Annotated in this window: 20 protein-coding genes and 1 tRNA gene; 14 read left to right on the plus strand and 7 right to left on the minus strand. The window is 46.9% G+C overall.

Going from position 1 to position 24,078, the window contains the following annotated elements; translation table 11 throughout:
- The 3 genes from ACFPMF_RS07440 to ACFPMF_RS07450 are packed head-to-tail and all read left to right on the plus strand — an operon-like array spanning position 1 to position 1,907.
- Positions 1-1,302, plus strand: a complete 1,302-nt coding sequence (locus ACFPMF_RS07440) for a tyrosine-type recombinase/integrase (protein ID WP_379842773.1) — start codon at positions 1-3, stop codon at positions 1,300-1,302.
- A gap of 14 nt (positions 1,303-1,316) precedes the next feature.
- On the plus strand, positions 1,317-1,607 hold the full coding sequence (locus ACFPMF_RS07445; RefSeq protein WP_379842774.1) for a helix-turn-helix domain-containing protein: 291 nt from the start codon (positions 1,317-1,319) through the stop codon (positions 1,605-1,607).
- A 6-nt stretch (positions 1,608-1,613) separates the two neighbouring features.
- The gene (locus tag ACFPMF_RS07450; RefSeq protein WP_379842775.1) at positions 1,614-1,907 is read left to right on the plus strand and encodes a helix-turn-helix domain-containing protein; all 294 of its coding nucleotides are present in this window, start codon (positions 1,614-1,616) and stop codon (positions 1,905-1,907) included.
- 91 nt (positions 1,908-1,998) lie between these two features.
- Here ACFPMF_RS07450 and ACFPMF_RS07455 read toward each other — a convergent pair whose 3' ends face one another.
- From ACFPMF_RS07455 to ACFPMF_RS07485, 7 genes are all read right to left on the minus strand, one after another.
- Complete coding sequence (locus ACFPMF_RS07455; RefSeq protein WP_379842776.1) at positions 1,999-4,521, minus strand: DEAD/DEAH box helicase family protein; 2,523 nt, start codon at positions 4,519-4,521, stop codon at positions 1,999-2,001.
- Positions 4,522-4,715: 194 nt separating this feature from the next.
- On the minus strand, positions 4,716-5,753 hold the full coding sequence (darG, locus tag ACFPMF_RS07460) for a type II toxin-antitoxin system antitoxin DNA ADP-ribosyl glycohydrolase DarG (RefSeq protein WP_379842777.1): 1,038 nt from the start codon (positions 5,751-5,753) through the stop codon (positions 4,716-4,718).
- 3 nt (positions 5,754-5,756) lie between these two features.
- Positions 5,757-6,386, minus strand: a complete 630-nt coding sequence (gene darT, locus ACFPMF_RS07465; RefSeq protein WP_379842778.1) for a type II toxin-antitoxin system toxin DNA ADP-ribosyl transferase DarT — start codon at positions 6,384-6,386, stop codon at positions 5,757-5,759.
- A 123-nt stretch (positions 6,387-6,509) separates the two neighbouring features.
- Positions 6,510-6,583, minus strand: a tRNA-Asn gene (locus ACFPMF_RS07470).
- 111 nt (positions 6,584-6,694) lie between these two features.
- The gene (locus ACFPMF_RS07475) at positions 6,695-6,982 is read right to left on the minus strand and encodes a hypothetical protein (RefSeq protein WP_379842779.1); all 288 of its coding nucleotides are present in this window, start codon (positions 6,980-6,982) and stop codon (positions 6,695-6,697) included.
- Between the two features lie 65 nt (positions 6,983-7,047).
- Positions 7,048-7,668 (minus strand): 16S rRNA (guanine(527)-N(7))-methyltransferase RsmG, encoded by a 621-nt coding sequence (gene rsmG, locus ACFPMF_RS07480; protein WP_379842780.1) that lies wholly within the window; start codon positions 7,666-7,668, stop codon positions 7,048-7,050.
- An 85-nt stretch (positions 7,669-7,753) separates the two neighbouring features.
- Positions 7,754-8,935 (minus strand): glycosyltransferase, encoded by a 1,182-nt coding sequence (locus ACFPMF_RS07485; protein WP_379842781.1) that lies wholly within the window; start codon positions 8,933-8,935, stop codon positions 7,754-7,756.
- Between the two features lie 154 nt (positions 8,936-9,089).
- Here ACFPMF_RS07485 and tgt point away from each other — a divergent pair, with 154 nt between their 5' ends.
- The 11 genes from tgt to ACFPMF_RS07540 all read left to right on the plus strand — a co-directional run bounded on the left by tgt (position 9,090) and on the right by ACFPMF_RS07540 (position 23,990).
- On the plus strand, positions 9,090-10,220 hold the full coding sequence (gene tgt / locus ACFPMF_RS07490) for a tRNA guanosine(34) transglycosylase Tgt (protein WP_379842782.1): 1,131 nt from the start codon (positions 9,090-9,092) through the stop codon (positions 10,218-10,220).
- Between the two features lie 233 nt (positions 10,221-10,453).
- Positions 10,454-11,914, plus strand: a complete 1,461-nt coding sequence (locus tag ACFPMF_RS07495) for an OmpA family protein (protein ID WP_379842783.1) — start codon at positions 10,454-10,456, stop codon at positions 11,912-11,914.
- A gap of 321 nt (positions 11,915-12,235) precedes the next feature.
- Positions 12,236-14,503: an SLBB domain-containing protein gene (locus ACFPMF_RS07500; protein ID WP_379842784.1), complete on the plus strand. Its 2,268-nt coding sequence runs from the start codon at positions 12,236-12,238 to the stop codon at positions 14,501-14,503.
- Positions 14,500-15,609 (plus strand): Wzz/FepE/Etk N-terminal domain-containing protein, encoded by a 1,110-nt coding sequence (locus ACFPMF_RS07505; protein WP_379842785.1) that lies wholly within the window; start codon positions 14,500-14,502, stop codon positions 15,607-15,609. Before ACFPMF_RS07500 ends, ACFPMF_RS07505 begins: the two co-directional genes overlap by 4 nt.
- A 39-nt stretch (positions 15,610-15,648) precedes the next feature.
- Entirely contained in the window at positions 15,649-16,941 is a 1,293-nt protein-coding gene (locus tag ACFPMF_RS07510) for a nucleotide sugar dehydrogenase (RefSeq protein WP_379842786.1), read from the plus strand.
- A 102-nt stretch (positions 16,942-17,043) separates the two neighbouring features.
- A complete protein-coding gene (locus ACFPMF_RS07515; RefSeq protein ID WP_379842787.1) occupies positions 17,044-18,168 on the plus strand; it encodes a glycosyltransferase in 1,125 nt (374 codons plus the stop codon).
- On the plus strand, positions 18,165-19,205 hold the full coding sequence (locus tag ACFPMF_RS07520) for a CgeB family protein (RefSeq protein WP_379842788.1): 1,041 nt from the start codon (positions 18,165-18,167) through the stop codon (positions 19,203-19,205). The genes ACFPMF_RS07515 and ACFPMF_RS07520 overlap by 4 nt, the downstream gene beginning before the upstream one ends.
- 53 nt (positions 19,206-19,258) lie before the next feature.
- Positions 19,259-20,458 (plus strand): lipopolysaccharide biosynthesis protein, encoded by a 1,200-nt coding sequence (locus ACFPMF_RS07525; protein ID WP_379842789.1) that lies wholly within the window; start codon positions 19,259-19,261, stop codon positions 20,456-20,458.
- Positions 20,459-20,533: 75 nt separating this feature from the next.
- Positions 20,534-21,808 carry a hypothetical protein gene (locus ACFPMF_RS07530; RefSeq protein ID WP_379842790.1) on the plus strand — a complete coding sequence of 425 codons (1,275 nt, stop codon included), beginning with the start codon at positions 20,534-20,536 and terminating at the stop codon, positions 21,806-21,808.
- A 26-nt stretch (positions 21,809-21,834) separates the two neighbouring features.
- Positions 21,835-22,878: a glycosyltransferase family 4 protein gene (locus ACFPMF_RS07535; RefSeq protein ID WP_379842791.1), complete on the plus strand. Its 1,044-nt coding sequence runs from the start codon at positions 21,835-21,837 to the stop codon at positions 22,876-22,878.
- A 68-nt stretch (positions 22,879-22,946) separates the two neighbouring features.
- Positions 22,947-23,990, plus strand: coding sequence for a glycosyltransferase (locus ACFPMF_RS07540; protein ID WP_379842792.1), 1,044 nt, complete (start codon positions 22,947-22,949; stop codon positions 23,988-23,990).
- Positions 23,991-24,078 lie beyond the last annotated feature (88 nt).

Below are 24,078 nucleotides of genomic sequence, written 5' to 3' on the forward strand. Positions count from 1 at the left end.
ATGGAAATATCACGCTATCTCCGCCAGGAACGTGCGGATGAGAATGGAGAATGCCCTATTGACTTTCGAATCTGTTGGAAACAACAAAAGATTCGCTTTTCATCGGGTTATAAGGTTCATCCGGACGATTGGATTGAAACCGTTGAGATGGTAGTCGATCCCGCGACCGGCAGACGGCGGAAACGTAAGAAATTCCAAACGTTGAACCGCGCCGTCAACCGAAAATTGGATGTATATTCCAATGGCCTCGAAGAATACTTTGACAAACTGGATTACTACCCAACCATTGCAGAGGTACGAGCCGAATTGGCCCGGATAAGGCAAGCAGAATTGGGGATTCAGTCAAAGCAACCAGAAAAGAAACAGCCGGAAGAAACTGCGGCAATGGCCCCGACTCTATTTGAATTCTGGGATCAGTATATGTCTGATCATACCGGCCTGAAAGCAAAACATTATGTCCGTCACTTTAAGGCCACCAAGGATCATTTGCAGCGTTTTGCTCCTTGGGCCGACTTTAAAGATATCACTCTGCCTTTTGCCAATCGCTTTTTACAATACATGATGAAGCAAGGAGTGCAGGACGAAACTGCCTATAAGCAGTTGAAGCACCTACGCGTTGTGATGAGGTATGCCCGAAAAAGCGGCATAGTTATCCCGAATGATTTCGAAGATTTTCCTTCTTATCGATCAATTATCCAACGGGAAGCCTTGAAGTGGGATGAAGTAGTAGCCCTTCAGAATGTCGACCTCTCGGGTAGCTTTGCCCGGCAACGAGACATTTTTTTATTTCAGTGTTATACCGGTTTGCGCTGGAGCGATTTAAAGCACGTTCGACCTGGTAACATGATTGAGATCCGGAGCGATGGAAATGAAATGGCGCCAGCATTGCGACTGATTCAGGAGAAGGGGAGACGTGAAAATCTGGTGCCACTCACGGATCAGGCGGTTGAACTTCTTAAAAAGTATGATGGCACCTTGCCAGTCATTTCAGGCCAGAAATATAATGTGCTGATTAAAGAGGTTGCCAGGAAAGCCGGATTGAATCGTCGGGTTGTCCTGACAGAGTACTATGCTGGTCAGCGCGTCGACGTCGAGAAAGCATTACATGAAATTATCTCTTCTCACATGGGTCGGCACACGTTTGCAATGATCATGCTCGATCGGAAAGTCGACATTACGGATTTGAGCGATTTGATGGGCCATGGATCGATTTCTACCACAATGATCTACCGGACCATTCGGGGAGAGGATAAAATCAAAGTGATGCAAAAAGCCTGGGGTAAACAATCGGCAAAAATTTAGTAAACCTAAAGTACATGAAGCCAACTTTTGAAGAGGAAGTTCGTGCAGCTTTAGCGCGAATTGAGCAAAATACACACGTCGTAGCAATCAGAGCCAAGGTGTTATATGACGTTAAGGATGTGGCATTTTTAACCGGATTTTCAAAAGACACCGTTTATGATTGGATACGTGTAGGACGTTCCATAAATGGAATGAAGAAACGGGTTTTTCTCAAACCGGCTTCCGGGCTAGATGATCGAGGCTTCCGAATATTTCCGGATGAGCTCGATGATTTTCTGTCACATTTTCCACCCATGAAGGCTTAGTCGACTATGGGCAAAACATTCGAAGAAGAAATTCGGTCTCTAATGGAGGAGCTGAAGCAACTCACAAAACAGGGAACGATTCGCTCAAAGGTACTGTACACCGTGGAGGAGGTAGCATTCTTGACCGGCTTCTCTGTTTTGACGATTTACGGCTGGATTCATCGAGGCCGACCGATCAACGGAGGCAAAAAGAGAGTTTTCTTAAAACCGGCTGCCGAAATAGCTGAACGTGGTTTTCGCATTTTTCCTGATGAACTTGATGATTTCCTTTCTCACTTTCCACCAGCTAAAGCCGAATGAAAAATATCTCAATTATATTGAAAAATTGAGATTACAAGCCCGATTCTACTCGTACAAAATTCTTGATAAGATTTCAACCTTAGTCAAGATGCTAATTCTTTTCAACTAAGGTTGAAAGTGGGACAATTTTTTTCTTAATTGATACAGGTATAAAATCGTTAGACGTCAATTCATTAATAATATAATCTTTCCAATTTGTGTCTCCATCACCTGTGTATGAAGGTCCAGCTGTTCGAAATAAGTTGATTACTTTTTGGGACCAATTTACAAAATCATTCATAGACCAGTAATAGAGGTTACTGCAGGCAAATAAATGTTCTGCTTCTATTTTCGCTCTATTTGTGAGAAATATTGTTATTATTTCTACATCTTTAGCTAGATCTTTAATATTATTTAAAATCCAATCTTTGTGGGTATTGGCTTGTCGAATATCATTTATATTAATATATCCATCCGTAGTGGAATACCATTTGTCTTCAAATACATAAACTAAGTTATTGGAAGAAATCCACCAAGGATCTGGGGAAGCTGTCGAGCTCATGTTTCCAGTACGAAAACCAAGCAGTTTACCTATCTCTTCATTTGCAGCCTCAAATTCTTCTTTTCTAAACAATTTTTCCTCAAGCTCTCTAAGTTTAAGCTGAAATTTGCTAGGTCTTGATATATTCCAAGCTCGTAATGTTATAAGAAGTGTGTCAATATTTAGCAGCAACTGCTCATCAAATTGAACTTCGGCCTTTGGTAGCTCATCTGCCAATTTTCTTAACCATGTTACTGAAGGGGCTATGACTGATGCTTTATTTAGAAATTTTCTTGAATTAGTTTTATACAGGTTATTATCTAAGTCATTTCCGGCTAACCATGCTGCAGCTCCTGATAAGTATGACCAAAATCCGCGGTATCCTTTTAGCTCATGGCCTCCTGAGAGGCCCTCAAGTACCTTTTGACTATAATTTAAGGCATTTACATAATCCTTATTCCAAAGAGCGTATAAATACCTTATTTCATCGCTGACGACATTTTCAAGTTCTGCTTCGCCAGGGATAGGCTCTCTGTTGGATTCATTTCTATAATCGATTATTTGCTTTTCCGCTTCCTTCCATTCATCACCTTGTGCAAAAAAAATATCAATATTGTCAATAAGGTCTTTAATCGTTGATTTTTTTGATTGATTAATACCAAAAGTTATTTCTGCTTGCAATTCTGGATGAAAAAAACTCCTCTTTTCTTTAAATGTAAGCCATTCAGTTAACCCGTCTCCCATTATTAATACCAATGAATAATCTTTAGGACTTCTAGTACATCTTCCTAACGCTTGAATTAAGCGAGTACGATTTCTGTCGTTGTATATTATTGAAGCATCTAGTCTTGCTCTCAAAAACTTCTCTTGTAGATTCGCAAAATACGGTATGTCAAATAATATTAGTGACCTTGCCTCTTCACCTGGAAAATCTATTCCATCAAATCTATTCGCTAAGATTAATAGCCCTTTGCGGCTATTAATAAATGTATCTTTAGATAATTCAATATCATTAATAGTAAAGATTTCAACGTCTGAAATCTTGCTAATTGAACTCGTTAACTCTGATACTTTTTCTTCACTTGAAGTTAAAATAAGCGACCTGGGCGTTGATTCGAAAACGTTTTTAAGTAGCGCTAAGGTTTCACTTTCATCTAGACTTTGTTGGGGAAATACAAAAAATCTTCGCCCAAGTCCTTCTTTATCCCAGCCTTTTGGAATGGGGATTTTGTGAAAGTTGCTGATGCCAGTTAACCTCTCTAAATCCCCACCGTTTCCTAAAGTCGCTGACATAAATATCCTTTGATTTGCATTTGCAAAAGCACTATTTGTCAAAGTTGGTGGTATCAAAGGGCGAATTAAAATTTCATTCCAGCTAAAATATAGATTGCAGGCTTCAAGGTTGTCAGAAATATTGTGCCATTTATATGAAAGGTTATTTCCTGTGCCATTTAAGAGCCCATCTAAAAGTGTTCTTAATTCTATTGTTGCACTAGTGAAATTTTTAAATGGTAATTTATCAACCCAACCTCTATAAAATGGATCATAGCTATCATTCAATAACTTATAAGATGTATGATCTTCTAGCTTGTCTTTTAAAAAATACACTAGTGCGTTAAAGATGTCCTCATTCTTAAAACGATTTATATTAACAGACCAATTAGAAGCTATATAATTTTCCGCAGCGTGAGCATCATCTATGATTATTAGGTTGCTTTCTGTAAAATATGGATTAGTATTGAATAAAGAGCTATAAGTTGTAACCGCTATGGAGTCTGCGTTTTGATACGAACTTTTGGAAGAGACAGAATACTGAGATTTTGTACCAATAAACGGTGTAGTTTTGATATCATACCTTTCTGCTAGTTCTATAACTTGCCCGACAAGTTGTTTTGTCGGGCAGAGATACAATGCTCTTTCGCCCCAGTTTATTCTTTTAAACTCTGCGATTAATAATCCGACTAATGTTTTTCCACTTCCTGTAGGAAGTTCAATGGCAATATTTTCCTTGTTTAAAGCATCTTTTTGGTAACTCCTTAATATATCGGCTTGATGCGCGTATAAAGCCTCAATGCCAACTGTATTAAGGTCCATAAAGAGAGCTTCAATGTCAGTATACTGGCTTCTTTTTGAAGCCTTAGATTTGAATGCCATAATAATTAACCGAATTTATTGACGTAAAGTGGAGCTAAACTTGTGTTTAAATAAGATTTTTATAGATAGATAAATACTTCCGGGTTAAATTGACGCCATTTATTTTATACTATGATTATATACGTAAATGCATTTCACTGATGAAATAAATTAATTCGGTCAAAAGCAACTTTTATCAGTGATGGAGTCATAATTTCTCTTTTACGAGTGCTCCAATTATGAATGTATTGTACAACAGAATCAAGAAGAGGTTTAGTCACATTGAGTTGCTTCATTGTCCAATGAACAGTCGCAAGTAATTCTAAGCCAAAAGGTGATTCAAAGCCTTCTATTAATTGTGTAACAGTTTTTAATCGCTGCTTTTCTGTTGGAGATGTATTTTGAGACAAGAAATTAGATATTTCATTAATTCTTTCATTATAAAGCGCAAGAGTATCATGAGGGCGTGCATCTGCCACGCGAATATGACCTTGTAAATATGCTCCTTCTAACCTTGCCAATAAGTGCTGGAGGTTATAGGCAAAGGGACCATATGTGCCCTGCTGGTATTTTAGCCTAAGATCAGTTTGACCAAATTCCTGCAAAAAATATGCTAGCTTCTGAATTTCAATGTGAGTAACGTCAAAACCTAATATTGTATACTGATTGATAAGTGTTAAGATAAGTGCTCTTGCTTTAGTCAGCCCTCGACTGACTTCTGGAGTAGTAACTTCTTCTGGGCTTAAGCCAGGTTCATATAAATAAACTTCTGCTTCAATATGACTTAATTTTTCTATGAGAATCGGTTTAACAGAATTCCAGTCTAATCCTCCATTTCCACAGCCGAGAGGGGGAACTGCAACTGATCGAATGTTATACTCCTGGATGACACGTATTAAGTCATCTAAGCCTTGCTCTATGTATTCTAATTTTGATTTTCCTTTCCAGTGTTCCTTGGTTGGGAAGTTTATGATAAATTTAGGATGACCTATCCGATCAGTCCTTGTAACAAACATTTTACCAATCTTAATTTCTTTTTTACTGCATGCCTTGTGGTATAATTCGTAGTTCAATGGGTACTTCTCGCGGAATTGTAGCGCAATTCCTTTACCCATAACTCCAACTGTGTTAACTGTGTTAACCAGTGCTTCAGCGTCGGATTTAAGTAGGTTGTCTTGAACGAGTGTAATCATTGTTCAATAATAGAATTTAGGTCGGCATACAACTGGCAAAAATACTTTTGCCTCTTCCATTGCTACTTCTACTGAGTTCTTGATAGTTTCATTATGGCATACTATTCCCTGAATTAAATTAATAGGGACCGTCTGATATACAAGAAATTCGGCTTGTTTTTTTTCTTTTTTTAATACTCCATACTGTTGCCCCCAATTGTCACTTTGGATTGTGGCCCAATCTAAATCAACCAATCGGCTGCAATCGTTAAAATGCTGGGCATAGTCTAACTTCGCATGACGATCTGTAAAAACGAATAGTCTGCCTGCATTTTGTATCACATTTACATTGCTTACTAAATATATAAGCTCCTCTTGTATCCCTTTGTAGTCCGGTACTTGTCCTTTATTTATCATAAATAGCATTGGTGAACGCGGAGTAAAGTAAAAAGGAACATAATCATTTAAGACACCTGACGGCGGTACTTTAACAGGTGTCTTTCCTCTTGACTCGATTAGTCTCTGAAAACCAATATTGATAAATGCCGGATCTTTAACCGGACTATTTGCACAATGTAATCCATTATGCAAGATAAATGGTAGGTTTTTATAATGGGTTAGGCGGTATATGCGTATTTTAGAAAGGTCTTCCATCAACTTTCCTACTTTATAAGCTTAACCCTTCAAACCCTCATTTAAGTAATAATGTATGCAAATCGGTATGCAAATAAAAAAGCCACTTACAAATAATTTTTCGTAAGTGGCTCACTATCAAGGCTCCCGAAGCTGGGCTCGAACCAGCGACCCTCTGATTAACAGTCAGATGCTCTAACCGACTGAGCTATTCGGGAGTGACAACCCATCGTGGTGGGTTATTGTGGGTGCAAAAGTAAGACTCCGGCTCAACTCGTGCAAGTATTTTCTTGAAAAATCCGCAAGAATTCTTTCCTGAACCGGCCTGCTTAGCCAAGTGTCGGCACCCGTTCCAGGATTAACTGCTTGATCTGCCGGGCGTCACCGCGCGTGAAGTTCTTGATCACGATTTCGGGGCGAGCCCGCGGAATGATGCGAATCGTCGAAAAAAAGAGACCATTATCAATTTCTACCCCGGAAATATCACCGTAGAATACGAAATTGTCAGTGCCGCCAATCAGTCGGTTGACCCGGAACGTTACCCCTTTTTCGTTGAACTCGACGACGTCGCGGTTGATGGGGTCTTTAAAACTGCTGGATTTAAAAATCTCTGCCATGTGCGTTTAGTAGGAATGTGGGTAGTTGTCAGGGGCGGAGCGGTTTTAGACCGTCCCGCCTGGAATTACTTGGGAATATAGATGACCTTCTTTGTTTCAAAAAACGGCTCGTCAAAATAATCAGATAATTCATAGATCCGATACTTGTCCTTCACTTCGGCCAGTTCTTCCGCCAAATCGCCCCCTTTCAGGTACAAAACACCGTTCCGAAGCTTATTGTTGCCTGTTTTCAGGATCTTGTAACGCACCCAGCCCAGAAACGGTTTCAGGCGCGTCACCGCCCGGCTGATCACAAAATCGTAGGTGGTTTTCAGGTGCTCTACCCGGGCTTGCTCCGCCCGCACGTTGGTCAGGCCCAGGGCGGAACTGACTTCCGTTACCACCTTGATCTTTTTACCAATGCTGTCGACCAGGTGAAAGTCGGCCAGCGGGAACAGAATCGCCAGGGGAATGCCCGGAAAACCGCCCCCCGTGCCAACGTCCAGGATTTCCGTACCCGGCACAAACTGAATTACTTTGGCAATGCCCAGCGAATGCAGTACGTGTTTTTCGTACAGGGAATCGATATCCTGCCGCGAAATCACATTGATTTGGGCATTCCATTGGCGATATAATTCCTCCAAAGCCGCAAACTGATCCAGTTGCTGCGTTGTCAGATTCGGAAAATATTTTTTTATCAACTCCACTACACGATAAGGAATGAATGGTGAGTTATGAATACAGGCTTGCAACGATTCACCGCAGTAGGCGCGGAGGCTCAGTGATCGGATTTCATTTCCATTTCATAAGCCGGTTTTTATGACGGGGGCGCAGGGTGACAACGCCCATCACGGCGTAATAAATTCCCAGAACGATATCCAGAAACGGAATGGCGACCCAATCGACCGTATGGCCCAGCCGGTAGCTGATCCGGCCAACAATGACCCAGAAAGCCAGAAACCGGACTAGAAACAACCCGCTCGCAGCGAGCAGTAACTGCCCTTCCTGCTGACTCGCTAAAACCGGAAAACCGCTGGCCTGTAACTGGGTGGCCGTTATTGCGACAACGACCGGCCCCAGGAGCCAGGTGAGCACGTGCGATAGCGACAGCAGCCCCAACCAGAATTTGTTCCGGGTTTTGTAGTATTTTCCGACCGACAGATGGCGCTGTTTCTGGTGCCACCACTCCGCAACCGTTTCTTTCGGTTTGGAGTACGTAAACGTCGCCGGGTGGAGGCTGATGGCTACATTTCGCGACGTGGCTACTTCGTTGATAAACAGGTCATCGTCGCCCCCCATCACCCGCATGTGCGAGTAAAATCCTTTGTTGTTGAGGAACAACTGCCGGCGGTACATCAGGTTGCGGCCGACGCCCATATACGGCATCCCGGCTCGCGCCAGGGAAAAATACTGAACCGCCGTGAAGAGGGTTTCATAGCGAATCAGCCGGTTGATCCAGCCGTGTTTGTTCCGTCGTTTGTAGGGACCAAAACCGAGAACAATCTGTTTTTGGGGATCATCCAGTTTCAGGGCCATCCCCGCCAGCCAATATTCACTGGCCGGTTGGCAATCGGCGTCGGTTAGCAGAATTATATCGTAGGAAGCATTCCGGATACCGGTTGTCAGTGCGTATTTCTTGGGGGTAACGTGTTCGTGCTCCCGATCAATGCGAATAAACCGGACGTGTTCGAACCGTTCGGCGGCTTTTTCCAGAAACTCCCGGGTGCCGTCGGTGGAGCGGTCGTCCATCACCAGTACCTCGAAATTCGGATAGACCTGATCGTCGAGCAGCGGCAGGAGTGTCCGCAGGTTTTCCAGTTCGTTCCAGGCACAAACAATAATACTAACCGGCGGATCGGCGGTTTCGCCAGCCGACGATTCGACGCCACCCGGCGACCAGTTTTCGTTGGAATCAACGTAAAACGCTGTTCGGGAAAAAATACCAAGAATATAAAAAAGCTGTATGCAAATCACAGCAAGGCATACAACCGACACGATAACCACCACGAAATACCAGGGATAATGAACTGATGGACAGGATGCGAATCCGGCCGCAAATATACGGATTTTGATTTTCGGCGCAGGTCTTTCGACCTTTGTAGTCAGAAAAGATCGTTAAACCAACAGCATGCAATTTTCCATCCAAGCTTTTGACCCGCAGTCGAAAGCCCGCACGGGCGTCATAACAACTGATCACGGTTTGATTGAAACCCCCATTTTTATGCCCGTCGGAACCGCCGGAACCGTAAAGGCCGTCCACCAGCGTGAACTGGTCGAGGACGTTCGGGCGGAGATTATCCTCGGTAATACGTATCATTTATACCTGCGCCCCGGTCTCGATATTCTGGAGAAAGCGGGCGGTTTACACCGGTTTAACGGCTGGCAACGGCCGATTCTGACCGATAGCGGTGGGTATCAGGTGTATTCGTTGTCGGGGACGCGGAAAATAAAGGAAGAAGGTGTCACGTTTAAGTCGCATATCGACGGTTCCAAACACATCTTTAGCCCGGAAGGCGTGATGGATATTCAGCGAACGATTGGGGCCGACATCATCATGGCGTTCGACGAATGCACACCCTATCCCTGTGACTACGGCTATGCGCGGAAGTCGATGGAAATGACCCACCGCTGGCTCACCCGCTGCATCGACCGGTTTGATGCCACCGAGCCGAAATACGGGTATCGGCAAACCCTGTTTCCGATTGTGCAGGGAAGTACGTATCGTGATCTCCGGCGGCAGTCGGCTGAGTTTGTGGCCGAACAGCAGCGCGACGGCAACGCCATTGGCGGTTTGGCCGTGGGTGAACCCGCCGAGGAAATGTATGGTATGATCGAACACGTCAATGCCATTTTACCGTCGGACAAACCCCGCTACCTGATGGGCGTCGGCACCCCCGAAAATATTCTGGAAGCCATTGCCCTGGGAGTCGACATGTTCGATTGCGTGATGCCCACCCGCAATGCCCGGCACGGCATTCTGTTTACAACCGAAGGCGTCATTAACATCAAAAACGAGAAGTGGAAAGATGACTTCAGCCCACTGGATAAGGCGCTGGGCGGGTATGCCGGAACGTTTTATTCCAAAGCGTACCTGCGCCATCTGATAAAGTCTGAAGAAATTTTAGGCGCACAAATTGCCAGTCTTCAAAACCTTACTTTCTATTTATGGTTAGTGAAACAGGCCCGATATCAGATAAACACGGGGAATTTTACAAACTGGAAGGATAATATGACAAAAAAACTGATGCAACGTCTTTGATGGTACCCAAATCCTGTTTTTCTTGTGCCGAGAAAACAAATCGATCGAATGAACAAACAGGCCCATAACTTGTTTGTAAACTACCGATGTCTTGTTTGCAAACTAAACGAAAATCTATAGTTTTGCGGCAAAGCGTTGAAAGTTGTTAAAAAACAACCGGATTGAATTAACCGACACACGTTGTTTCACCACACTCAATGGTTTACTAACTGTCAAACAATAACCTGATAAGTATGAAAAAAGTATCCCTGTTCGTAAGGGCAATGGGACTGGCTCTACTGGCAGCGACAGGTGCCAGTGCCCAGTATAACCCGAAAGCCTCGTATGAAGGTCCAGCTAAACTGAACACCTGGTCAGTTTCACTCATGGGTGGACCCACTCAATTCTTTGGAGACCTGCGGGAATATGACTTCTACCCAGTCTCAAAAACCAATTTTGACAGTTACAACGAACGTAAGTCCGCGTTTTTTGGCGTATCGGTCAATAAACAGTTATCCCACCTTTTCGGGCTTCAGCTCGACGGCCAATTTGGGAACCTGGTCGGTATGAAGCGCCGGCTCTATTATTCATACTTTCGGTCTAATTTCATTCAAACCGATTTGACAGGTAGTGTCAACCTGAAGAGTCTGTTGTTTGGAATCAATAAAATGAAGCGGTGGAAAATTGACGCCTACACGGGTGTGGGGGTTATGTTTTTTAAATCAACCGCTTATGAGTTAGGAACCGGACGGGTACGTCGCTGGACCAAAACCAACAATGGCGACGGGATTCTGCGGGATGCCAAATATGAAAAAGACTGGGTTATCCCCGTTGGTGTGGCCGTTAACTATGAACTGAGCTCCCGCTTCGATTTGGGCCTCGATTTTCGGTTTAACAACGTAAATACCGACCGGCTCGATGCCACTATCGGTGGAAATAGCTCCAGCTATTTCGACGGTTTCGGAACCCGTGGTCAGTTTGACAACCCGTTTGAGCGGAGAGGGGAATCGAACCTCGATAAATGGGGGTATGTGGCCGCTACGGTGACTTACAAATTAGGTAAGAACGCCATCAAGGTACAGAAAGTGAACGGGAAGTACGAGTACGATACGACCAAAGGAACCTACCACCTGCGCTGGACCGATCCGAAAAACCTGATTAAACCGCCGGTTATCTTGACGTTGGAACAAATCGACTCTGTTGCGAAAGCAAACCGGCCGAAAGACATCGATCCGAGACTGTTGATGGATACGGATAACGACGGGGTGTCTGATTTCTTCGACCGTCAGCCCAATACGCCAGCGGGTAGCATTGTTTCCGGAGCCGGTGAAGCCATCGATTTCGACAAGTACGTCAGTGCTGCGTTGCCGGGTATTGCCTGCGCCGAAATCCTGACGAACGTGACGTTCGATACGGACAAAAACATCATCAAGCCGCAGTTCTACGATATGTTGAACAAAGTGGTTGAGCTGTTGAACAAGACGCAGTGCCGCCTGCAACTGTCGGGTCATGCCGACCGCCGGGCTTCCGATCGCTACAACATCGCGCTGTCTCGTCGCCGGGTTGAAGCCGTCAAAAACTACCTAGTGAAACAAGGTCTGAATGATCCGAACCGGATCGTCATCGACTACTTTGGTTCTTTCAAACCCATCGGCGACAACTCGCGGGCGGGTCTGACGAAAAACCGCCGGGTTGAATTGCGGCTGGTTCCGTAAGGACCTTAAATAAATTTCAACAAAAAAGCCCCGGAGGTGTAACCTGCCGGGGCTTTTTGCGTCTAAAGAATACGGTTTTGAAAGTTCCATGACGCGAGATCAGCCCAAAAAGAAAGACTGGAAAACGGACACCCTACCGGTCTGCAACTCTCCGCACCGGAATGCACAGATCGCTATTTACCCTCGTTATTTATTAATGGTCTTTTGGTGACACCCATTTTCAGTAAGGTAGAAGATAGTACGGGATCGACAGCCCGGCCGAAAAATCGTAGGGTTTGGCGCCGGAAAATCGGTTGGTTTATTCTGTTAGGGAGTTTTTTGTTGACCCGTCCGATGCGGGCCCAGAAAGTAAGCGATCTGACGGATGATCAGGTTCGCCAGTTTGTACAACAGGCTAAAAGCAGCGGTCTGTCGGAAGCCCAGATCGAGCAGCTGGCCGTGTCGCGTGGATTTACCAGCGATGATATGGCCAAAATGCGGCAGCGGATTACGGCCCTGGAGAATCCAGCAGCGGTCAACGCAACCCCGCCCCCGGTTAACCGGGAACAAGCCGATCAGGGAAAAATCGATGCTGCTCCGGCACCCCACACGGGCCATACAGGGCTGCCGGTTTTTGGGGTCAGTTTGTTTTCCTCTACGAATCTGACCTTCGAACCCAACCTGCGGATTCCGACGCCGAAGAATTATCAGATCGGTCCGGAAGATGAATTGATTATCGACGTATATGGGAATGCGCAACAGAATTACCGGGTAAAAGTCAGTCCCGAAGGAGCCATTAAACTCGAAAATTTAAGCCCGATTTACGTTAATGGCCTGACTATTGAACAGGCGGAACAACGGATTGTGAGCCGGTTACGCCAACTGTATGCCGGTTTGAATTCGGCCGCCAGTGGCGTGTTCGCCACCATCACGCTGGGTAGTATTCGAAGCATCAAAGTAACCTTGATCGGGCAGGTCGTGAAACCGGGAACGTATACGTTATCGTCCCTCTCCACGGTTTTTAATGCGCTCTATGTGTCGGGCGGTCCTGATCCCGACCGGGGTTCGTTTCGCGATATTCGGGTGTATCGCGGAAACCGCCTGATTCGTTCGCTGGACATTTATGATTTCCTGCTGCGGGCCGATCAGAAAGACAACATCCGGCTTCAGGATCAGGATATTGTGTTCGTCAACCATTACGATACGCGGATCGAGCTGACCGGTGAGGTGAAACAGCCCGCTGTCTACGAAGTCCGGAAGGGAGAACTGCTGAAGAACGTGCTGGCGTTTGCCGGCGGATTTACCGATAAAGCCTATACGGCCTCGCTCACCCTGCGCCGGAACACGCCGAAGGAGTTACAGATTGTAACCGTTCCAGCGGACGAAATCCCGGTTTTTGTGCCGCAGCGCGGGGACCAGTATTCGGTGGGGGCCATCATCGATCGGTACGAAAACCGCGTCATGATTAGCGGGGCGGTTTTTCGGCCCGGAGCGTATGCCCTGCAAAAAAGCCCCACCCTTCGACAATTGATCCAGACGGCCGAAGGCTTACGGGAAGATGCCTTTTTGAACCGGGCTATTATCCGGCGGTTGCGTGACAATCTGGACCCGGAAATCATCGCGGTTGATTTGGGTAAATTGATGCGGGGCGAAGCCGGAGACATGGTGCTTCAGCGGGAGGATGTGGTAACGGTTTCGTCGTATAGCGAGCTGCGGGAACACCGCCGTGTCAGCATTCAGGGGGCCGTCAACCGGCCCGGGACTTTTGACTATGTCGACAGCCTGAGTGTGGCTGATCTGGTTATGCTGGCGGGCGGTTTTTCGGACGGCGCAACGGCCACCCGGATTGAAATTGCCCGGCGGATTCGGAAGGATACCACCGGTTTACTGCCCAGTCAGAATGTCCGGCTCTTCCAGTTTAACGTCAGCGACGATTTAAAGCGGAGGGAGACAGATGCCCGGTTTGTGCTTCAGCCGTTCGATCAGGTGTTTGTACGAACATCGTCGCGCTATGAAACCCAGAAACTTGTGACCATTACGGGCGAGGTTCCTTATCCGGGCGTTTATCCGATTCGGGATAAGTCGGAGCGAATCACGGAATTGATTGCCCGTGCGGGCGGTTTGCGACCGGAGGCTTATTTGAAAGCAACCCGGTTTGTTCGGAAAGGAGAGTTAATTTCCGTAGACCTGCGGGAGGTCATGGTGAAAGCCAGTGATAGTGGGAACCTGTTACTGTTGCAGGGGGATTCCATTCACATACCCAGGAAGACAGAGTTGGTTAAAATTCGCGGAGAAGTCCTGAATCCCGCCATTGTTGACTATAACCGCAGCAAGTCGATCAAAGACTATGTCAGCGAATCGGGCGGTTTTACTGCCAAAGCCCAGCGTCGGAAAGTATACGTCATTTATGCCAACGGCAAAGTCAATAAAACGAAAGGCTTTCTGGGTTTTCGCTCGTATCCGGAATCGGAACCGGGTATGGAACTGGTCATTCCAGCCAAACCGCCCAAGTCGGAGAGTAAATTATCACCCGCTGAACGGGTGGCCGTCATGACGGGAATTTCGTCCCTGGCGGCTGTGGTATTGACGCTGGTTCGGCTATGGCAATGAGTGAACGAAGCGGAATGGGCATGGACGAAAAAGACAGTGGACCACCAAACCGGCAGCCGAACTGGCCGACCATAAGCCCCGAAAAAATAATCGGCATCTTGTGGCGTCGACGGTGGAGGTTGCTGCTCATCGGTGGTTTGTTCGGTTTGGTGGGCGTAGCAGTGGCTTTGCTAACGACGCCGGAATACGTTTCAGAAGCCCGGATTGTTCCGGAAATGAATCAGAGTTCGGGGGATATGTTTCGGAAGCTGGCGTCAGCCGCCGGTTTTGCCGGGATTGATTTTGGGGATGCCGAAGGATTGGATGCGGTTCGACCGGACCTGTATCCCAATGTGTTACAAAGTATGCCGTTCATTTTGTATTTGCTGGAGCGCCCCGTTCTTACCAAAGACGGAACCCGGAAAACCGTTTCCGCGATTCTGTTGGAACACCGGACGGTATTTGGGAAGGGTGTTTCGTCGGAACAGACCGATGCCGTTCGAAAGGGAAATGCCCGTCAGCCAGTCCGGTTGACGCAGGAGCAGCAGGATTTGCTGGAAGATATACAGACGCGAATTTCGGCCCGGATGGATACCCGTTCGGGGATTATCACCATTTCGGCCAAAATGCCTGATCCGGTAGCAGTGGCCGCCGTAACCCAGCTGGCGATGGATTATCTGACTCAGTATGTGACGACCTATCGGACCGGTAAGGTACGGCAGGACCTGCAATTTTATACCAACCGGCTGAACGAAGCGAGAAAACGTTTTGAAACCGCTCAATACAATCTTTATCAGTATAACGACCGGCACAAATACATGATCGTGCAGGCCGCTACGATGGAAAAAAAACAGTTAGAAGCTGAACTGGCCATTTCAGAAACCGTTTATTCCGAGCTGGCCAAACAACACGAGCAGGCCAAAATTAAAGTACAGGAACGGACCCCCGTGTTTAAGGTGCTGGAACCACCTAAAATACCCCTGAAGCGGGTGTCGCCCCGTCGGACGGTCCTGGTATTCATGTATACAATGGTTGGGTTTATGGTTGGCAGTTTATTTTTGATTATTATTGGGTCTGGTACGCTCGGAATCGTTCGCCAGCGGATGCGGGAGGTTACCACTGCCTGATTGCCTACAACCCTGTTCTACTCATAAAACCGCCAGATTGTGTACCAGGAATTACGTAAAAAACAAAAACAGATTGCCGTTATTGGACTGGGTTACGTCGGACTGCCGATTGCCCTGGAATTTGCCCGTCAGTTTAAAGTGGTGGGTTTTGATATTAATGCCGACCGGGTCGCGATGATGCGCCGGGGCGAAGACCCTTCAAACGAGATCGGACCGGAAGGGTTCGAAAACCGGGATATTCACTTCACCAGCGACCTGGATGACTTGCGGAACGCCCATTTTTTCGTGGTGGCCGTTCCGACGCCGGTTGACGATTATAAGGTTCCCGACCTGAAACCGCTTCAGCGGGCGTCCGAAACGGTGGGGAAGGTGCTGAAAAAAGGCGATTATGTGGTTTATGAATCAACGGTCTACCCGGGATGCACCGAAGAAGACTGTGTTCCGATTCTGGAACAGTATTCCGGTTTGACGGGCGTAACGGATTTTAAAATTGGCTATTCGCCCGAACGGATCAATCCGGGCGATAAGGAGCGGACGTTGACCACGATTCTGAAAATTGTGTCGGGCAGTGATGCCGAAGCCCTGGACGAAATTGCTGCCGTATACGGCAGCATTATCAAGGCGGGTATTTATAAGGCACCGACGATCAAAGTGGCGGAGGCTGCCAAGGTGATCGAGAATACCCAACGCGATCTGAACATTTCGTTGATGAATGAATTGTCGATCATATTTGACAAGATGAATATCGATACGCAGGAGGTCATCAAAGCCGCCGGAACAAAATGGAACTTCCTGAAATTCACGCCCGGTCTGGTCGGTGGACATTGCATTGGGGTCGATCCGTATTACCTGCTGTATAAAGCGCGGCAGCTGGGCTACGACCCGCAGGTGATTCACAGTGGCCGGCGGATTAATGACGGGATGCCCGCGTACATTGCCACCAAACTGGTACAGATGCTGATCAAAAAAGGCAGGGCACCCCAGCAGACGAAGGTGCTGGTGATGGGGATTACGTTCAAGGAAAACGTGTCCGATATCCGGAATTCCAAGGTGGCCGATCTGGTGCGGGAATTGATGAAGTATTCCGTCAACGTTCATATTGTGGATGAACACGCGTCGCCGAACGAAGTGGCGCATGAATACAACCTGACGCTGATGGATTCCCCCTCGAAGAAATACGATGCCGTGGTGGTAGCTGTTGGGCACGACGAATACAAGCAGCTGGATATCGGTTATTTTCGGTCTATCATGAATGACCAGCCGGTTTTGCTGGACCTGAAAGGGTTATACGCATCAGAAGAAACGGAAGGCATGGAATACTGGCGGATGTAAAGACGTTTTCGGGAAATGGGAAAAATAAAGGCAGATAAATCCTTGCCAATCCTTGTTTTTAATAGTCATCCGATCCAGTATTTTGCTCCCTTATACCAGCAAATGGCTCGCGATGAAACCATTGATGTAACAGTTTATTATGCCTCCCGGCACGGTATGACGGGGGAAACGGACCGGCAGTTTGGGCAATCCGTTCGTTGGGATATTCCCCTGCTGGAGGGCTACAAACATATATTTTTGTCCAATCATTCGCTGCGACCATCGATCTATTCGTTTTGGGGTTTGCTGAATTTGTCGGTGATTCGTCGGTTGTGGGAAGCCCCCAAAAGCGTCCTGATTGTCTATGGCTGGGCGTATGCGGTTAATTGGTTGGTTATTTTGTTTGGAAATTTGCTTGGGCATACAATTTGCCTGCGTGGGGAAAGTCCCTTAAAACATGAACGCTTGAAAGCGGGATGGAAGCAGACGGTCCGAAGAGGCCTGTTGCGGTTTGGCCTGTTTCCGCTGGTTGATTATTTCCTGTATATCGGTAAACAGAACAAGGCTTTCTATCAGTCGTTTGGCGTGTCGGAAAACCGCCTGATTTTTACCCCCTATGCGATCGATAATAGCCGTTTCAGAGCTTATGCCGAGAAGTCGGTGACGAACAAAGGGCAAAACCGCCAGCGTCTGACGTTACCCGTGGACAAGCGCATTATCCTGTATTCGGGAAAATACATACCGAAAAAGCGACCGATGGATTTAATCAGAGCTTTTCATCAACTCAACCGGCCTGATACCGCACTGGTGATGATGGGGGAGGGCGAGCTCCGGTCGGCCATGGAGGAATATATTCAGGAAAACAAGCTGACTCAGGTGTATTTAACGGGCTTTGTCAATCAGTCGAAGGTTCTGGAATATTACGCTACCGCGGACGTCTATGTGATGTGTTCGGGGGTGGGCGAAACCTGGGGGCTTTCCACCAATGAAGCCATGCTGTTCGGGTTGCCAGTGGTATTGTCCGACCTGGTGGGCTGTGCGGAAGATTTACTGATTGAAGGAGAAACCGGTTTTGGATTCCGGACGGGCGATATTGATGGGTTGGTAGTGGCGTTAAACCGCCTGCTTGATCTGGACAAAACCACCTTTGAGACCCTGCGCCGACGGTCGGCCGAACAAGTGGCGGATTACAATTATAACGTCACGATATCCTCTCTAAAACAGACGTTTAGACCCTTGTTCGAATGAAAGTACTGATTGTGGGTGATGTAAATAATTATTCGCTGGAATCGTCTTACCGGCGAGCTTTTCAGCAACTGAAGGATGCGGTTCAGGAGTTTTCAATCTATCGGGAAGTCGAGCGTTATACTCGGTTTGGCCGATTGGGGCTGTCCCTGAATCGATTCTGGCCCGTGGATGCCTGGCTCCGGAAAGCAAACCGGGCCCTGGCGGTGGCGATTAAAAGCGGGATGCCGGATTTGGTACTCGTGTTTGGCAATGCACCGGTTTTATTCAGTACGCTGGCGTTTGCCAAATCAATTTCCAACGTCCGGTTTGTTCTCGTCTGGCCTGACCCATTAACGGGAATGCAAGCTCATGTGCGGGAAGCGGCTGCCTTGTACGATGGCGTAGCCACCTACTGCCGGGCCTCCAAGCCGGTTTTTGAACAGCTGGGGTTCTGCCAGGTTCACTGGGTGCCGCTGGCGGCCGATCCGGTTTTACACAAAACCGAACCGCGAAAAAATGCCTTTGGGTATGATCTCACATTTGTCGGGGCCTGGCGACCGGAACGGGAACAGGCATTGTCTGTGATAATCCGACAATTTCCACACCTGAAGATGGGCATCCGGGGAACCGACTGGCAGCGGGTGAACGACCCGGTTTTGCGACCATTTTTGCTTCGGCAACCCCTGCGAGGGAGGGCGTATTCCGACATGCTTAACCAGAGCCGGATTAACCTGAATGTGATTGATGATACCTGTTTCCCGGCCGCCAATATGCGGTTTTTTGAAATTGCCATCGCGGGTGGTTTGCAGTTAGCGAGCGCGTGTCCGGAGTGGGAAGCAATCTATAAAGATGGAGAACAGGTGCTTTATTATCATACTGATGCCGAGCTGGTTACGCAGGTTCGTCGCGGGCTTCAAAACCCCCTCGAAGCCGAATCGATCCGACAGACGGGTTTTCGGTATACGCTGAAAGAGCACACGTATCAGCAGCGGGCTGAGCAACTAAAGCATCTGTTTTACCCATCTGAGCCGGTGCGGGCTTTCACCGACAAAGACTAGATACAAAAATGGTTAGTCGTCCCTTTTTCACAGATCGCCTTCCCGTCAACCGCATGTTAGGCGTTCTGCTGAGCGTCCAGGTTATTGTGGCGCTGGCGGGACTAGCGTACGGAAAACTAACCGCACTGTATATTCCGCCCGATGAGTTTGGTACTTATTCATTGCTGTTTGCCGTCATGACGCTGGTGCATACGACATTTATTGCGCCTTGTATTCAATCATTCAAATCAACGCTGGCAGTTGCCAATCCGCAGCATACCCTACGGTTTTATAGTCAGGTATTGGGTGGTTTGTATCTGCTCATCGTGGTGGTAGGGAGCGGGTGGGGCTGGTTTACCCAGAATCATACGGTTATTTTATTGATACCCGCAGTTATCGGACAGGGCCTTTACGCTTTGTCGAATGATTACCTGAACCTGACCGCCCGACATCGCTTCTTTGCGTTGTTGCAGGTGCTGTATGCAATGGGTAACGTGCTGCTGTTTTGGGTTCTTGTCGTGCAGGCCGGACAGCGAAATGCAACGGGATTATGGATAAACCTGGCCATTCTGAATCTCCTGCTGGCCGGGCTGGCCCTGTGGACCGCCCGACGGGTCTGGCGGGCAAATCCATCTTCCGGAAAAGAAGGCGAAGCCTATCCCTATCTGCGCAACCTGATTCGCTATAGTGCTCCCCTGCTCGGGCTGGCTTTTTTCAACTGGATAGTCAATTATGCCGACCGTTATCTGATTGGCTATTTTCTGACGAAGGCCGAAGTGGGCTATTATTCAACGGGGTACAGTGTCGGGTCACGGATGCTATTGCTGGCCGCTCCGTTTACGGCCCAATTGACACCCCTTGTTTTTCAGGCCCGGAGCCAGCAGAAAGCAGCCTCCTCCGTGAATAAAACCGTAATAGCGTATTTGAAAATCTACGGATTGCTGGCCGCAACGGCTTGTTTCGTCTTTTTCGTGTTGCATGATTGGTTCGGGAGTGTACTCTTATCCGAGCAATACCGCCCTGCTTTTCTGATTGCCCCAATGATCGCAGGCGGCTACCTCTTTTTGACGGGCATTCACCTTTTGGAAGTGAAGTTTTACGTATACGGATACACAAAATTGATCCTGTTTCACAACGTCATCGGCGCCTTTTTAAATCTAGTTTTTGGCTGGTTTTTTATTCCATATTTTGGAATTATCGGTGCGGCAATGGCTACAATTTTGTGTTTTATGATCCAGTTTTGTATCGTTCTATACCTATTTCTAAAAAAATAAGCCTTCAGTATGCAAAGAATTATATGGGTATTTTCAGGCGTTTTACTAGCAGTTCTACTTTATCTAGGCAGCCCTATGACCGCTCTGGAAAGCGCATCCGTTAGTTTTTCGGCCATTACCTTTTATCAATGCTTGCATACACTGGGCCGACGCATCGCAATTCTGGAAATCTGGGTCTTTATTGCCTGTTTAGAGATCCTGTTGATTCCCTGCGTTGCGTATGCGGTTTTTCCGGCATCCATGCCCCTGGATTCCGACCTCTACCTGAGTTTTGCGCTGTCCGGTGCCATCCTGTTTTGGCTGGGTTTACATGTTCCATTCGCCCGATCCACCGTGCCGCATCAGGCATATATAGACCGGGCAAAGGCGTATTTGAAAGATAAAGGAAACGTTGGGATTGGCCTGATCGGTATTGGTCTGACGGGCCATATCGCTCAGATAGTGGCGCCGGATTCCGTAAAAGCGTTGTTTGTTGTGGTGGCAAATTGTGCCAATATCGGCGTGCTGTACACCTATTATTCCAGGAGTCGGGGCCGAAATCTGGCGATTTTGATAGCCGTTGGAGCCTTATTGCTGCAAACTGTGCGGCAAGGAATGTTCGGTGAACTGGTCTTCTGGGTGCTTCTCTGGGTTCTGATGGTCGCGATGGGGAACGATTGGGTCTTTCGTTCAGGCTTTAAACTTGGCTTAGTGGTCTTTGGTTTTGGGGCTTTGCTTGTGCTACAATCCATTAAGTTTGAATACCGTCTCAATACCTGGGGCAATACGCGGGATGAGCGAGAGGGTGATGCCGGTTTAATGGTTGAGTTGGTTGCTGAACGCCTGCAAAATCCAGCGAAACTCGTTGAAATAGCGCCACTGTATAATTCATTTACACGGTTTAACCAGGGCATTACTATGGGAAGTGCCATGGTGCATGTGCCCTTGAATGAGCCGTTTGCCAACGGAGAGGTGTTGCTGGCGCTGACCTATCCGTTTATTCCCCGGCTTTTCTGGAACAATAAACCGATTACGGGCGGAGAAGAAACCATTCGCCGGTTTACCAATCTTCCCATTTTTAAAAATAATAGTATCAACATTACTCCGCTGGGCGAAGGCTACGTCAATTTTGGTTATTGGGGCGGAATTATCTACATTTTTTTCTTTGGCCTCCTGTTTAATTGTTGTTTTCACTGGGTACTGAAAAAAGCGGAATATATCCCTACGCTGGTGCTTTGGTTGCCGAGCTTTTTTGCCCGTAGCCTGACTTTTGAGACGGACCTGTATACAACCTGGGGGAGTTTGGTTCAATCGGTTTTGTTTGCTTTTTTCTTCTATAAAATGGCGGGTTTATTACGAATAAGCATTTAGAAAAATAAAAACTATCGTCTTATTAAATGAAGATTACGTATTTATTCCGGAATGAAAAAACCGGCTTTAGTATTGAAGGGATTTTTTCCGGTTTGATGGAAGAAATGCGCTTGCAATCGATGTACCGGATTACGGCGGTGAAAATGCGGTATGTCAGTTCATCGCTGCGGTCTATTTACGAGAATCTAAAGCAGGCTCGTGGCGTTTCGTCGGATGTTTACCACATAACCGGCGACAACAATTACCTGGCCCTGGCAACGCCATCTGACCGCACGGTTTTAACGATTTTGGACAGTATCATTCTGGTACGCACCTGGGCCGATCGCCAGTATTTCCGCTTTGCCTTCTTTTGGCTGTTGTATTATTTCTGGCCGATTTGGAAGGCGGGTATTGTTACGGCCATTTCCGAAAAATCGAAGGAGGATCTTGTTCAGTTTATTGGCCGCCGTCTGGCTTCCAAGATTGTCGTGGTTCCCTGCTTTTACGATCCCGTGCTTAAACCGGCTCCTCAGCCGTTTAATACCGTCGACCCTATTATTCTACACATCGGAACCCCACCCCATAAAAACCTGCTCCGACTGATTGCGGCCCTGAAAGGAGTTCGCTGCCGACTGGATATCGTGGCCGAATTAACCGATGAAGCGCGTGATGCGTTGCGGACGAATAACATTGTGTACACGCAAAGCCAGCGGCTTAGTCAGGCGGACATAATCCGTAAATACCAGGACTGCGATTTGGTGGCGTTTGTATCGACCTATGAGGGTTTTGGAATGCCGATTATTGAAGGGAATGCCATCGGACGCCCAGTTCTGACTTCCAACTTGTCGCCCATGCGCGAGGTGGCCGGTGCGGGAGCGTGCCTGATCGATCCGTTTGATGTTCAGTCCATCCGGGAAGGGGTTCTGCGGATTTGTGAGGATGACACTTACCGGGAACAGCTCATTCAGCGTGGTTTTGAAAACGCCCGGCGGTTCACACGAAACCAGATCGCTCAGGAATACGACCTGCTTTATAAACAAATTGGTGAGCGAAACCGAAGCCGCATGCCTGAAGTAAAAATGGAAAATTAATACGATAATGACTGATTTTTTTCAGGGAAAGGCAGCTTCGTTTCCTTGATTGTTTTAACCCTTACACTATGTTAATAATTGATGCATCGAACGTGTCTGGAGGAGGAGTCGTATTACTTCAATATCTCGTAGATAAAATACAGGCGAAAGGATATGAGTTCTTCCTGATTAAAAAGCCGGGTACGCCGGTTGATGTGCCGCCGGACCTGGTCGTAGAAGCCATTAGTCCTAACTTTAAAAGGAAGACCTTTCTGAAGAAATATATTGATAGTCTTCAGGCGAAAAGGTTGCTCTGTTTTGGGAATTTTCCGCCACCCTTTAAGACGAATATTCGCACCATAACGTACTTTCATAACCTGCATATTCTTCGAGATCATGACCAGACGAATCACACTTTTCCGGATAGGGTCCGATCGATAGCCCGGCGCATGTATATGCGGTTTTATTTGAATAACTCAACGGAGTTTGTGGTCCAAACGCCACTCGTAAAAGACGGTTTTGTTGAATCATTTAACATCCCGGCTGATAAAGTAAAAATATTTCCGTTTTTTAATGAAGAAAAAATTGTGGCTGCGAAGGGGGGGTACGAACGAACCGGAATCCGGAAACAGTCCCAGACATTTTTATACGCAAGTAGTTCTGAATCCCATAAAAACCACATTAATCTATTGAATGCCTGGCGTTTGTTGGCGAAAGATGGGCTTTACCCCACGTTGTTGTTGACCATTTCGCCCCAGTCGCCGTTCACCACCACCAGACTGAAGACTTATTTACAAGCGCTTCAGCAGGAAGGGGTCCGGGTAAATAATCTGGGAAATATATCTTATGAAAAATTGCTTGATCATACATATAGTAGCTCTTTTTGCGTGTTCCCCTCCCTGAACGAAACCCTGGGGTTAGGCTTGGTAGAAGCTCAGCTAATGGGTAATCCAATTGCGGTTAGCCAGCGGCCTTTTCTAAAATATGTGGTTAAACCTACGGTCGAGTTTGATCCCTATGATCCAGCCGATATTGCGGCCGCCGTTCGAAAGTTATTGATGCAGAAAAACCCGGCGTCTGAGTTGATAATCCAGAATAAGGTCAATGAATTTATTGATTTTTTGTATCAATAACTTAAGAATGAATAGTGTTAAGGTCTGGATTTATTCAGATGAATATGAGAGACGTTAAGTACATAGTTACTGAATTATAAATTGAAGA

Source organism: Larkinella bovis (genome assembly GCF_042655385.1).
Lineage (GTDB): Bacteria > Bacteroidota > Bacteroidia > Cytophagales > Spirosomataceae > Larkinella > Larkinella bovis.